The following is a 13550-nucleotide window of genomic DNA, read 5'->3' as shown; positions in this document are numbered from 1 at the left end:
GAGGGAACAAACACTAAAGCCCTTTTCGAAGAAAAGGGCTTACTGTTTATTTGGCGTCAATAAACACAATCTTCAGCACAAACAGCAGCGCCACAACAATCACGCATGGGCTGAGGTCGCGGAAGCGGCCGGTACCGATCTTCATTACGCAGTAAGAGATAAAGCCCAGCGCGATACCTTCGGTAATGGAGAAGCTGAACGGCATCATCACGGCGGTAATAAACGCCGGCACCGCTTCGGTTAAATCATCCCACTTCACGCGTGACAGGCTGGAGGTCATCAGCACCCCCACATAGATCAGCGCGCCCGCCGCCGCGTACGGTGGAACCATACCCGCCAGCGGAGAGAGGAAGATCACCAGCAGGAACAGAATACCCACGACCACCGCCGTCAGGCCGGTACGGCCGCCCACGGACACGCCGGAAGAAGATTCAATGTACGCGGTAACAGACGAGGTTCCGATAAAAGCACCGGTTACAGAGGAGACGCTATCCACAAACAGCGCCTGCTTCATGCGCGGGAATTTCCCTTTTTCATCCGCCAGACCCGCTTTGTCGGTCACGCCAATCAGCGTACCGGAGGAGTCAAACAGGTTGACCAGCATGAAGGAGAAAATCACGCCCGCCAGGCCCAGGTTCAGGGAACCCGCCAGATCGACGTGACCAATCACTGTAGAGACGCTCGGTGGCGCGGAGACAATACCGTTATAGTGAACGTCGCCCAGCATCCAGCCCAGCAGGGTGGTGACCACGATGGACACCAGCACCGCCGCGTGAATATTGCGGGAAGCCAGGATCGCGATGATAAAGAAGCCCAGCACGCCCAGCAGCACGTTATGAGAGGTCAGGTGACCGATGCTCACCAGCGTATCCGGGTTCGCCACGATAACGCCGGCGTTTTTCAGCCCCATCATACCGATGAACAGACCGATACCGCTGGTGATGCCCACGCGCAGGCTCACAGGAATGTTCGCAATCATCCAGTAACGCACGCGGAAAATGGTCAGCAGCAGCAGACCAACCGCGCCCCAGAAGATGGCGCCCATACCCACCTGCCACGGCAGACCCATCGCCTGAACGACCACGAACGCGAAGAACGCATTCAGACCCATCGCCGGGGCCAGCGCGACCGGCAGGTTAGCGAACACACCCATCAGAATGCTGCCAAGGGCCGCAATCAGGCAGGTGGTTACAAAGACGGCGCTGGTATCCATGCCAGCAACGCCCAGAATTTGAGGGTTCACAAAAACGATATAGACCATCGTCAGGAAGGTGGTGAAACCCGCGATCACTTCGGTGCGTGCCGTTGTGCCGTGCTCGCGCAGTTTGAAAACGCGCTCAAGCAGACCCTGACCAGACGTCTGGGTAGTGTGTTGTTGACTCATCATCAATTTCCGAACAAGGAGGGAAAATTCGTCGCTATCCTATACCAAAATGCGACAATAGTGGCGGTTACGTGATACTTTTTTCATTGATTTTGCTTATACGGCAACGATTGCGTTTCGGCGAACTGCCGTACGTAAACGTTAAACTGGTTAAAAGGGAAAGGCATGTCCGGAATTGAAGCGGTATTTTTCGACTGCGACGGTACGCTGGTCGACAGTGAGGTCATTTGTTCCCGCGCGTATGTCACTATGTTCCAGGAATTTGGCATTACGCTGGAACTCGAAGAGGTGTTTAAACGCTTTAAGGGCGTGAAGCTCTACGAGATCATCGACATCATTAACGAAGAACACGGAGTGGAACTGGCGAAAGCGGATCTGGAACCGGTGTACCGCGCCGAGGTCGCACGCCTGTTCGATTCAGAGCTGGAAGTTATCTCCGGGGCTAACGCGCTGCTGGATGCGATGACGGTGCCAATCTGCGTCGTCTCTAACGGTCCGGTCAGCAAAATGCAGCACTCGCTGGGCAAGCTTGAGATGCTGCACCATTTCCCGGAAAAGCTGTTCAGCGGCTACGATATCCAGCGCTGGAAGCCGGACCCGGCACTGATGTTCCATGCGGCGAAAGCGATGGGCGTCAACGTAGAGAACTGCATTCTGGTGGATGACTCATCTGCGGGCGCGCAGTCGGGGATTGATGCGGGAATGGAGGTGTTTTACTTCTGCGCCGACCCGCACAACAAGCCGATCGATCATCCAAAAGTCACGACCTTCACCGATCTGGCGCAGTTGCCCGCGCTGTGGAAGGCGCGCGGGTGGGATATTACTCGCTGAAAAAACAAAGCCGGATGGCGCTAGCGCTTATCCGGCCTACAGGGCTAGTAGGGCGGGTAAGCGCTAGTGCCACCCGCCACAAACATTACTCTTTCGGATCTTTACCCGCCAGCAGCTTATCCAGCTCGTCGCCGCCCACGTGACGGAAGTCCTGACCCTTCACGAAGTAGAAAATGTATTCGCAAATGTTCTGGCAGCGGTCGCCGATACGCTCGATGGAGCGCGCGCAGAACAGGGCAGTCAGTACGCTTGGGATCGTACGGGAATCTTCCATCATGTAGGTCATCAGCTGACGCACGATGCCTTCATACTCCTGGTCGACCTTCTTGTCTTCACGGTAGATACGCACCGCTTCGTCCAGGTCCATACGCGCAAAGGCATCCAGCACGTCGTGCAGCATCTGCACGGTGTGACGGCCCAGCGACTCCAGACTCACCAGCAGCGGCTGGTGCTGCTGAGAGAACTTCTCCAGCGCGGTGCGGCAGATTTTATCGGCCACGTCACCAATACGCTCCAGCTCGGCGATGGTTTTGATGATTGCCATCACCAGACGCAGGTCGCTCGCCGTCGGCTGACGTTTCGCGATAATGCGCACGCAGGCCTCGTCGATAGCGACTTCCATCATGTTGACGTTTTTGTCGCCTTCAATGACGCGCTTCGCCAGCTCGCTGTCCTGGTTGTGCATTGCCGTAATTGCATCAGAAAGCTGCTGCTCAACCATGCCACCCATGGTCATCACCTGCGTGCGGATGCTTTCCAGCTCTGCGTTGAACTGGCCTGAAATATGTTTATTAAGATTGAGGTTGTCCATGGTTTCTCCACATGCACTAAGGCAAATCAACCGTAGCGGCCAGTAATATAATCTTCGGTTTGTTTCTTCGCGGGCTTAGTGAACAGATCGTCCGTGTTGCTGAACTCAATCAATTCACCCAGGTACATAAACGCCGTGTGATCGGAACAACGTGCAGCCTGCTGCATGTTATGGGTCACGATAACCACGGTGTAATCCTGCTTCAGCTCGGTGATCAGCTCTTCAATGCGGCCGGTTGAGATCGGGTCCAGCGCTGAACACGGCTCATCCAGCAGCAACACTTCAGGGCGAATCGCAATACCGCGCGCAATGCACAGACGCTGCTGCTGACCACCGGAGAGAGAGTAACCGCTCTGGTGCAACTTATCTTTGGTTTCGTTCCATAATGCGGCCTTGGTCAAAGCCCACTGCACGCGCTCGTCCATATCGGCACGGGAGAGCTTTTCAAACAGGCGAACGCCAAAGGCGATGTTGTCATAAATGGACATCGGGAACGGTGTGGGTTTCTGGAACACCATCCCCACTTTGGCGCGCAGCAGGGCAATATCCTGAGCCTGGGTCAGAATGTTTTCGCCGTCGAGGATGATTTCCCCTTCAGCACGCTGCTCCGGATAGAGCGAATACATTTTGTTAAAGGTACGCAGCAGCGTGGATTTCCCACAGCCGGACGGACCGATAAATGCCGTGACCTGGTTCTTTGCGATATCCAGGTTGATGTTCTTCAGGGCATGGAATTTGCCGTAGTAGAAGTTCAAATCACGAACCTGAATCTTACCCGGGGCAGTATCAACCATACTCATTGACTCATTTCCTCATTCGGCGCCGCGATCTGCCGCGCCGTAAAAAATTAACCGTGTTTCTTCTTCGCGAAAATGACGCGCGCCAGAATGTTCAGCAACAGTACGCAAAGGGTAATGATCAGCACCCCGGCCCAAGCCAGCTGCTGCCATTCCGCGAAGGGGCTCATCGCAAATTTAAAGATCGTCACCGGCAGGTTGGCGATCGGCTGCATCATATCCGTGCTCCAGAACTGATTGGAGAGGGACGTAAACAGCAGCGGCGCCGTTTCACCCGCGATACGCGCAACCGCCAGCAGGATACCGGTCATGATCCCAGAGACCGATGCCTTCAGCGTAATCGCCGAGATCATCTTCCATTTCGGCGTACCCAGCGCATAAGCCGCTTCACGCAGGCTGTCCGGCACCAGTTTCAGCATGTTCTCGGTGGTTCGAATTACAATCGGTACCTGCAGCAGCGCCAGTGCAATCACCCCCGCCCAGCCGGAGAAGTGTTCCATCTGCGCCACCACCACGGTGTATACAAACAGACCCACGACGATAGACGGTGCAGACAGCAGAATGTCGTTGATGAAGCGAATGACTTCCGCCAGCCAGGATTTACGACCGTATTCTGCCAGGTAGATGCCCGCCATGATGCCCAGCGGCGTGCCAAAGACCGTCGCCCAGAGGATCAGCAGTCCGCTGCCCGCCAGGGCATTCGCCAGGCCACCACCCGCCGTGTTCGGCGGCGGCGTCATTTCGGTGAACAGCGACAGTGACATTCCGTCAATTCCGCGAACGACCGTCGAGAAGAGGATCCAGACCAGCCAGAACAGGCCGAATGCCATCGTCGCCATAGAGAGCGTCAGGGCAATGCGGTTTTTCATGCGGCGTCTGGCCTGCATTTTACGGCGAGATTCCGCCAGTTCAGCGGTAGCTTGCATTTCGAGAGTAGCCATTAGCGTGCCCCCTCATTTTTAGCGAGACGCATAATCATCAGCTTGGAAATCGCCAGAACAATGAAGGTGATAACGAACAGAATCAGACCCAGCTCCATCAGCGCCGCCACGTGCAGCCCCGATTCCGCTTCCGCAAATTCATTCGCCAGCGCCGAGGTAATACTGTTACCCGGCATGTAGAGCGACGCGCTGTCGAGCTGGTAGGTGTTACCGATGATAAAGGTGACCGCCATGGTTTCACCCAGCGCACGACCTAAGCCCAGCATCACGCCCCCGATCACCCCATTTTTGGTGAACGGAAGGACGATGCGCCAGATCACTTCCCAGGTGGTGCAGCCGATACCGTAGGCCGACTCTTTCATCATCACCGGCGTTTGTTCGAAGACATCGCGCATGACCGCCGCAATGTACGGAATAATCATGATGGCGAGGATCACACCTGCCGCCAGAATGCCAATACCGAAAGCCGGGCCAGAGAACAGGGCCCCCACAAACGGAATGGCAGAAAGAACGTTACCGACCGGTTCCTGGAAGTATGTGGCGAACAGCGGTGCAAAGATGAACAGGCCCCACATGCCGTAGACGATACTTGGAATGGCCGCCAGCAGTTCGATGGCAATACCCAGCGGGCGCCGCAGCCAGCCCGGCGCCAGCTCCGTCAGGAACAGGGCAATACCAAAGCTCACCGGAACCGCAATCAGAAGGGCGATGAACGAGGTCATCAGCGTGCCGTAAATCGGCACCAGGGCGCCGTAGATATCGTTCGGCGCGTCCCACTCTTTGGTCCACAGGAAGGAGAAACCGAATTTCTGGATGCTCGGCCATGAGGAGAAAATCAGAGACACGATAATGCCGCCCAGCAGCAATAGCACAATCAGCGCAGCCAGTTTAACCAGCGCGCTGAAAATCATGTCACCTTTTTTACCCGGAGGGTTAAATGCAGGCTTGGTTGCAGCCATAAATTACTCTTCTGTTTGAGACGTTTTTACGAATATGCCCGGTGGCGCTAACGCTTACCGGGCCTACAGCTTAAACCGTAGGGCGGGTAAGCGCAGCGCCACCCGCCATCTTCGTTAAATATATCCTGTTAGTACAGCGCTTTACCGCTGCTGTCTTTCACGTTGGTTTTCCATGCAGCGCGAATCTGCTCAACCACGTTGTCCGGCAGGGTGGCGTAATCCAGAGCGTTAGCCTGTTTGCCGCCGTTTTTGTATGCCCAGTCGAAGAACTTCAGCACTTCGGTGCCCTGCTCAGGTTTCTTCTGCTCTTTGTGAACAAGGATGAAGGTGGTAGAGGTGATTGGCCATGCACCTTCGCCTTTCTGGTTAGTCAGATCCTGCGCGAACGATTTGCTCCAGTCAGCGCCTTTCGCTGCGTTAGCAAAGTTCTCTTCGGTTGGGCTAACCGGTTTGCCGTCGGCTGAAACCAGTTTGGTGTAGGACAGGTTGTTCTGCTTCGCATACGCATACTCTACGTAGCCGATGGAGCCAGGCAGACGCTGTACGAACGCAGCGATACCGTCGTTACCTTTACCGCCCAGACCGGTTGGCCAGTTAACGGTAGAGCCGGAGCCGACTTTAGATTTCCACTCTTCGTTCACTTTTGCCAGGTAGCTGGTGAACACGAAAGAGGTACCAGAACCATCCGCGCGGCGAACCACGGCGATGTTCTGAGAAGGCAGCTTCAGGCCTGGGTTGAGTTTAGCGATCGCTTCGTCATCCCATTTTTTGATTTTGCCCAGGTAGATGTCACCCAGGGTTTTGCCGTCCAGCACCAGCTCGCCCGACTTCACGCCCGGCAGGTTGATGGCCAGGACTACGCCACCGATCACGGTCGGGAACTGGAACAGGCCTTCCTGAGCCAGTTTGTCATCAGACAGCGGAGCGTCAGACGCGCCGAAATCAACCGTGTTCGCGGTAATTTGTTTAACGCCACCGGAGGAGCCGATACCCTGATAGTTAACCTTGTTACCGGTTTCTTTCTGGTAGGTATCCGCCCATTTGGCATACACCGGCGCAGGGAAGGTTGCACCAGCGCCAGTCAGGCTTGCTTCTGCAAATACAGAGAACGCGCTCAGAGATAAGGTCGCGGCGACAACAGTTGCGACAGTGGTACGCATAACTTTCATAATGTCTCCTGCAAGATTTTCGTAAATCGTTGTTTAGTGGCTACGATGAGCAAAATAGGACAAACAGGTGACAGATAAATGTACGAATTATGACAGTTTTATGACAATGAAAACTTCACTTAAAAAACAGTAAAATAAAGCTTATTTTTCAATGCGTTAGCCACATTTATGACAAGACGTTTTCAGAAATATTTTCTTTATGTGACACTGAAAAAAGTAGCTGAAGATGACAAATTGTCATTATTAAAAATGAGAAAGGATTGATGAAAAACAAACCAGGCAGGATAAAAAAGCTCCACCCGAAGGTGGAGCCTGAAGGGATTATTCTACGGTAACCGATTTCGCCAGGTTACGCGGCTGGTCGACGTCGGTGCCTTTGATCAGCGCAACGTGATAGGCCAGCAGCTGCAGCGGAACGGTGTAGAAGATGGGTGCAATCACCTCTTCCACATGCGGCATCTCGATGATGTGCATGTTGTCATTGCTGACAAAACCGGCATCTTTGTCGGCGAAGACGTACAGGACACCACCGCGGGCGCGGACTTCTTCGATGTTAGATTTCAGTTTTTCCAGCAGTTCGTTGTTTGGTGCCACAACGATGACCGGCATATCCGCGTCAATCAGCGCCAGCGGGCCGTGTTTCAGCTCGCCTGCCGCATAGGCTTCAGCGTGAATGTAGGAGATCTCTTTCAGCTTCAGCGCGCCTTCCAGCGCAATCGGATACTGATCGCCACGACCCAGGAACAGGGCGTGATGTTTATCAGAGAAGTCTTCCGCCAGCGCTTCAATGCGTTTGTCCTGAGACAGCATCTGCTCAATGCGGCTCGGCAGCGCCTGCAGGCCGTGAACGATGTCGTGCTCAACGGAAGCATCTTCGCCTTTCAGACGCGCCAGCTTCGCCACCAGCATCAGCAGAACGGTCAGCTGCGTGGTAAACGCTTTGGTGGAGGCCACGCCGATTTCGGTGCCTGCTTTGGTCATCAGCGCCAGATCGGATTCACGCACCAGAGAAGAGCCAGGAACGTTACAGATGGCCAGCGAGCCCAGGTAACCCAGCTCTTTAGAGAGACGCAGCGCGGCCAGCGTGTCCGCCGTTTCGCCAGACTGGGAAAGGGTGATCATCAGGCTGTTACGACGCACCGCAGATTTGCGATAGCGGAATTCAGACGCGATTTCCACATCGCACGGCACGCCCGCCAGGGATTCAAACCAGTAGCGAGAAACCATACCGGAGTTGTAGGAGGTGCCGCAGGCCACGATCTGAATATGCTCGACCTTGCCAAGCAGTTCGTTCGCGTTTGCGCCCAGCTCGCTAAGATCCACTTCACCGTGGCTGATGCGCCCGGTCAGGGTGTTTTTGATGGCGTTTGGCTGCTCGTAAATCTCTTTCTGCATGTAGTGACGGTAAGCCCCTTTGTCGCCCGCGTCGTACTGCAGATTCGATTCGATCTCCTGACGTTTCACCTGCTCGCCTTTGGTATCGAATACGGTCACGCTGCGGCGAGTCACTTCCGCGATATCACCCTCTTCGAGGAAGATAAAGCGACGGGTAACCGGCAGGAGCGCCAGCTGGTCAGAGGCGATGAAGTTTTCGCCCATGCCCAGACCGATAACCATCGGGCTACCGGAACGCGCGGCCAGCAGCGTGGACGGGTCGCGGGAATCCATGATCACCGTACCGTACGCACCGCGCAGCTGAGGGATAGCACGCAGCACCGCATCACGCAGTGTGCCGCCCTGCTCCAGCTCCCAGTGCACCAGGTGAGCAATCACTTCGGTGTCAGTTTCAGAGACGAAGGTATAGCCGCGCGCTTTCAGTTCTTCGCGCAGCGGTTCGTGGTTTTCGATAATGCCGTTGTGCACGACCACGATGTGTTCAGACACATGCGGGTGCGCGTTACCTTCAGACGGTTCACCGTGCGTCGCCCAGCGGGTGTGCGCAATACCGGTACCACCGTGCAGCGGATGTTCTTCCGCGGCCTGGGCCAGCATCTGCACTTTTCCGAGACGACGCAGACGGGTCATATGGCCTTCTGCATCGACGACAGCCAGACCGGCTGAGTCGTAACCACGGTATTCCAGACGACGTAAACCTTCGAGAAGGATTTCAGCAATATCACGCTGCGCAACTGCGCCAACAATTCCACACATAATTTTAGATTCCGAATTTAGGCATTATGCCTGCGTTGTCGCTGACCTGTATTTGCCCTTTCCGGGCGCCCCGAGCCTTGTAGAGAGTGGGGTTATTTTTATGGGTACTGCTTGTGGGGGGAGGATTATATTATCCCCTCACCCCGGCCCTCTCCCCAAAGGGGCGAGGGAGAAAAACACCGCACCGAACGATCCCCTCTCCCCTGTGGGGAGAGGGTTAGGGTGAGGGGTAAATCCGTTACTTTTTCTTCACCGGGCGTTTCCAGCCCTGCTTGCTGACCTGCGGAACGCGGCTTAACACCAGCGCGTTCTCGGCCACATCGCGCGTGACGGTTGTTCCGGCGGCAATGGTCACCCCGTTACCCACGGTAACAGGCGCCACCAGCTGCGTATCGGAGCCAACGAACACGTCATCACCGATGATGGTTTTAAACTTATTCGCGCCGTCATAGTTACAGGTAATCGTCCCTGCACCAATATTCACGTTATTGCCAATTTCCGCGTCGCCAAGATAGGTCAGATGACCGGCTTTCGAGCCTTTACCCAGACGCGCTTTTTTCATTTCCACGAAGTTACCCACGTGAGCGCCTTCCAGCAGCTCAGCGCCCGGGCGCAGACGTGCAAACGGGCCGATGGTACAGGCGGCATCCAGACGGGCATCTTCCACCACGCTGTACGGGCTGACTTCGCAGTCGTCACCGATGACGCTGTTTTTAATCACGCAGCCGGTGCCAATTTTGACGCGGTTGCCCAGCGTCACGTTACCCTCGAGGATAACGTTAGTATCAATCTCAACGTCACGCCCGTGAGATAACGAACCACGCAGATCGAAACGCGCCGGATCGCGCAGCATCACGCCCGCCAGCAGCAGTTTTTCAGCCTGCTCGGACTGATAAATACGCTCAAGACGAGAAAGCTGCAGGCGGTTGTTCACACCGTCCGTTTCGCTGATGCGCGCCGGATGAACGGCGGCAATTTCACGCCCTTCGTGGTACGCCATCGCAATGATGTCGGTGATGTAGTATTCACCCTGCGCGTTGTTGTTGTTGAGTTTGGACAGCCAGCGCTTCATATCCGCGCCATTGGCAATCAGGATACCGGTGTTGATCTCCTGAATCTTGCGCTGTTCGTCGCTGGCATCTTTATGCTCAACAATACCCGTGACGTTACCGTTTTCACGGGTGATGCGGCCATAACCGCTCGGATCGTCCAGCACGACGGTCAACAAACCGATGCCGCCCTGCGGTTTGGCTGCACGCAGGCGAGTCAGTGTTTCAACGGAGATCAGCGGGACATCGCCGTAGAGCATCAAAATGTCTTCGTCATCCGCAAAGAAGGGCGCTGCCTGCTGCATCGCATGGCCTGTACCCAACTGTTCGGCCTGAAGCACCCAGTTGAGCTTGTCATCGCTCAGCGTCTTTTTAAGCAGATCTCCACCGTGGCCGTAGACCAGGTGGACCTGACTCGCACCCAGTTCATTCGCTGCATCAATGACATGCTGCACCATTGGCTTTCCTGCAAGCGTGTGGAGCACCTTAGGAAGATCGGAATACATGCGGGTCCCTTTGCCTGCGGCAAGGATCACCACGCTCATCGCACTGTTTGACATACGCATCCTGACGGTAGTTTGAGTGAGAAGTAAAAACGTTTGATGCTTAAAATTCTACATCTTTTTCATCATGAATTAAGGCCGAAAAAAAAAGCCAGCCTGGTATCCAGACTGGCTTTTGTGCTTTTCAAGCCGGTGTTACATCGCTTTTTTGGTCAACTCGATAACGCGCAGTTTCGCGATCGCTTTGGCCAGCTCCGCAGACGCCTGAGCGTAATCCACGTCACCATGAGAGCTGCTAATGTGCTCTTCAGCCTTACGCTTCGATTCCAGGGCTCGCGCTTCGTCGAGATCCTGGCCACGGATAGCGGTATCGGCCAGAACGGTCACACTGCCAGGCTGCACTTCAAGAATGCCGCCAGACAGATAGATAAACTCTTCGTGACCGAACTGTTTAACGATGCGGATCATACCAGGCTTAATGGCGGTGAGCAGCGGTGCGTGACCCGGGAAGATACCCAGTTCACCTTCACTACCCGTTACCTGGATTTTCTCGACCAGACCAGAGAACATTTGTTGCTCTGCGCTGACGACGTCCAGGTGGTAAGTCATTGCCATATCACCCTCCGATTAAGGCGTTAAAGTTTTTTGGCTTTTTCCACGGCTTCGTCGATGGAACCAACCATGTAGAACGCCTGCTCCGGCAGGTGATCGTATTCGCCTTCCATGATGCCTTTAAAGCCACGGATGGTGTCTTTCAGGGAAACGTATTTACCCGGAGAACCGGTGAATACTTCCGCAACGAAGAATGGCTGGGACAGGAAGCGCTGGATCTTACGCGCACGTGCTACCACCAGTTTGTCTTCTTCAGACAGTTCATCCATACCCAGGATGGCGATGATGTCTTTCAGTTCCTGGTAACGCTGCAGCAGGGACTGTACGCCACGCGCGGTGTCGTAGTGTTCCTGACCAACAACCAGTGGATCCAGCTGACGGCTGGTGGAGTCCAGCGGGTCAACGGCCGGGTAGATACCCAGAGACGCGATCTGACGGCTCAGTACCACGGTTGCATCTAAGTGCGCAAAGGTGGTGGCTGGTGATGGGTCAGTCAAGTCATCCGCAGGTACGTATACCGCCTGAACGGAGGTGATAGAACCGGTTTTGGTAGAGGTGATACGTTCCTGAAGAACACCCATCTCTTCCGCCAGCGTAGGCTGATAACCTACCGCTGAAGGCATACGCCCCAGCAGTGCAGATACTTCCGTACCGGCCAGGGTGTAACGATAGATGTTATCAACGAACAGCAGAACGTCACGGCCTTCGTCACGGAATTTCTCAGCCATAGTCAGACCGGTCAGCGCAACGCGCAGACGGTTTCCTGGTGGCTCGTTCATCTGGCCGTAAACCAGGGATACTTTGTCCAGAACGTTGGAGTCGGTCATTTCGTGGTAGAAGTCGTTACCCTCACGAGTACGTTCACCTACGCCCGCAAACACAGAGTAACCGGAGTGCTCGATCGCGATGTTACGGATCAGCTCCATCATGTTTACGGTTTTACCTACGCCCGCACCACCGAACAGACCGACTTTACCGCCCTTCGCGAACGGACACATCAGGTCGATAACTTTGATACCGGTTTCCAGCAGTTCCTGAGAGCTGGACAGCTCTTCGTAGGAAGGTGCCGCGCGGTGGATAGCCCAACGCTCTTCTTCACCGATGTCGCCTTTCATGTCGATTGGTTGACCCAATACGTTCATGATACGACCCAGTGTTGCTTTACCTACCGGGACTTCGATCGGGTGCTCAAGGTCTTTTACTTCCAGACCACGACGCAGACCGTCGGAAGAACCCATCGCGATGGTACGCACGATACCGCCGCCGAGCTGCTGCTGAACTTCCAGCACCAGGCTCTCGTTACCATTCTGTACCTCAAGCGCGTCGTACACGCGTGGTACGGCGTCCTGAGGGAACTCGACGTCCACCACGGCGCCGATTACCTGGACAATCTTTCCAGTAGCCATCTTGAATCCTCTACGTAATTCGTAAACCTGGTTAAACCGCGGCGGCCCCCGAGACGATCTCGGTGAGTTCCTGAGTAATGCTGGCCTGACGAGCTTTGTTGTAAACCAACTGCAGCTCTTTAATCAGGCTGCCGCCATTATCGGTCGCGGCTTTCATCGCCACCATTCGTGCGGCCTGCTCGCTGGCCAGGTTTTCTACAACGCCCTGATAAACCTGAGATTCAACGTAACGACGCAGCAGGGTATCCAGCAGCGGTTTCGGATCGGGTTCATACAGGTAATCCCAGGTTTTTTGCTTCAGCTCGCCATCTTCTGATGCCGGTAACGGCAGCATCTGCGTGAGCGTTGGAACCTGAGACATGGTGTTAATGAATTTGTTGCTGACAACGTACAGTCTGTCCAGACGGCCTTCATCATAAGCCTGCAACATCACTTTAACCGGGCCGATCAGTTCGGACAGGGACGGGTTATCACCCATACCGGTCACCTGAGCGACAATGTTGCCGCCAACGGAGTTAAAGAAAGAGACGCCTTTAGAGCCGATCATTGCGATATCGCACTGAACGCCTTTTTCAGACCATGCTTTCATATCCGCCAGCAGTTTTTTGAACAGGTTAATGTTCAAGCCGCCACACAGACCACGGTCGGTCGACACCACCAGGTAGCCCACGCGCTTAACGTCGCGTTCTTCCAGGTAAGGGTGCTTATATTCCAGATTACCGTTTGCAAGGTGACCAATCACTTTGCGCATGGTTTCTGCATAAGGACGGCTGGCCGCCATGCGATCCTGCGATTTACGCATTTTGGAAGCGGCGACCATCTCCATCGCTTTAGTGATCTTTTGCGTGTTCTGGACGCTTGCGATCTTACTACGTATCTCTTTTGCGCCGGCCATGAGCTTCTCCTCAATGCCAGGCGGCTTGTCCTGAGACAAGCC

At 54.9% G+C, this 13550-nt stretch carries 12 protein-coding genes; 1 reads left to right on the top strand and 11 read right to left on the bottom strand.

Going from position 1 to position 13550, the window contains the following annotated elements:
• Positions 1 to 46: 46 nt before the first annotated feature.
• A complete protein-coding gene (gene adeP / locus BM007_RS18520) occupies positions 47 to 1384 on the bottom strand; it encodes an adenine permease AdeP (protein WP_023309797.1) in 1338 nt (445 codons plus the stop codon).
• Between the two features lie 165 nt (positions 1385 to 1549).
• Between adeP and yieH the strand changes: the two genes are divergently transcribed.
• Positions 1550 to 2215: a 6-phosphogluconate phosphatase gene (gene yieH, locus BM007_RS18515; RefSeq protein ID WP_090420279.1), complete on the top strand. Its 666-nt coding sequence runs from the start codon at positions 1550 to 1552 to the stop codon at positions 2213 to 2215.
• Between the two features lie 85 nt (positions 2216 to 2300).
• Here the strand turns inward: yieH and phoU are convergent, their stop codons facing one another.
• From phoU to atpG, 10 genes are all read right to left on the bottom strand, one after another.
• Positions 2301 to 3026 carry a phosphate signaling complex protein PhoU gene (gene phoU / locus BM007_RS18510; RefSeq protein ID WP_008500182.1) on the bottom strand — a complete coding sequence of 242 codons (726 nt, stop codon included), beginning with the start codon at positions 3024 to 3026 and terminating at the stop codon, positions 2301 to 2303.
• 26 nt (positions 3027 to 3052) lie between these two features.
• The gene (gene pstB, locus BM007_RS18505) at positions 3053 to 3826 is read right to left on the bottom strand and encodes a phosphate ABC transporter ATP-binding protein PstB (RefSeq protein ID WP_008500183.1); all 774 of its coding nucleotides are present in this window, start codon (positions 3824 to 3826) and stop codon (positions 3053 to 3055) included.
• A gap of 47 nt (positions 3827 to 3873) precedes the next feature.
• Entirely contained in the window at positions 3874 to 4764 is an 891-nt protein-coding gene (gene pstA / locus BM007_RS18500; RefSeq protein ID WP_024907882.1) for a phosphate ABC transporter permease PstA, read from the bottom strand.
• Positions 4764 to 5723 (bottom strand): phosphate ABC transporter permease PstC, encoded by a 960-nt coding sequence (gene pstC / locus BM007_RS18495; protein WP_024907883.1) that lies wholly within the window; start codon positions 5721 to 5723, stop codon positions 4764 to 4766. Before pstC ends, pstA begins: the two co-directional genes overlap by 1 nt.
• Positions 5724 to 5851: 128 nt before the next feature.
• Positions 5852 to 6892 carry a phosphate ABC transporter substrate-binding protein PstS gene (gene pstS, locus BM007_RS18490; protein WP_024907884.1) on the bottom strand — a complete coding sequence of 347 codons (1041 nt, stop codon included), beginning with the start codon at positions 6890 to 6892 and terminating at the stop codon, positions 5852 to 5854.
• A 321-nt stretch (positions 6893 to 7213) separates the two neighbouring features.
• Positions 7214 to 9043, bottom strand: a complete 1830-nt coding sequence (glmS, locus tag BM007_RS18485; RefSeq protein WP_023309792.1) for a glutamine--fructose-6-phosphate transaminase (isomerizing) — start codon at positions 9041 to 9043, stop codon at positions 7214 to 7216.
• A 238-nt stretch (positions 9044 to 9281) separates the two neighbouring features.
• Positions 9282 to 10652, bottom strand: a complete 1371-nt coding sequence (gene glmU, locus BM007_RS18480; RefSeq protein WP_090420275.1) for a bifunctional UDP-N-acetylglucosamine diphosphorylase/glucosamine-1-phosphate N-acetyltransferase GlmU — start codon at positions 10650 to 10652, stop codon at positions 9282 to 9284.
• A gap of 138 nt (positions 10653 to 10790) precedes the next feature.
• Entirely contained in the window at positions 10791 to 11210 is a 420-nt protein-coding gene (locus tag BM007_RS18475; protein WP_006177560.1) for a F0F1 ATP synthase subunit epsilon, read from the bottom strand.
• A 20-nt stretch (positions 11211 to 11230) separates the two neighbouring features.
• Positions 11231 to 12613, bottom strand: a complete 1383-nt coding sequence (gene atpD / locus BM007_RS18470) for a F0F1 ATP synthase subunit beta (protein ID WP_006177559.1) — start codon at positions 12611 to 12613, stop codon at positions 11231 to 11233.
• A 31-nt stretch (positions 12614 to 12644) separates the two neighbouring features.
• A complete protein-coding gene (gene atpG / locus BM007_RS18465; RefSeq protein ID WP_024907886.1) occupies positions 12645 to 13508 on the bottom strand; it encodes a F0F1 ATP synthase subunit gamma in 864 nt (287 codons plus the stop codon).
• Positions 13509 to 13550: the final 42 nt, after the last annotated feature.

The organism is Enterobacter sp. NFIX59 (assembly GCF_900113755.1).
Taxonomy (GTDB): domain Bacteria; phylum Pseudomonadota; class Gammaproteobacteria; order Enterobacterales; family Enterobacteriaceae; genus Enterobacter; species Enterobacter pseudoroggenkampii.
This window is presented reverse-complemented; position numbering and strand designations above follow the sequence as displayed.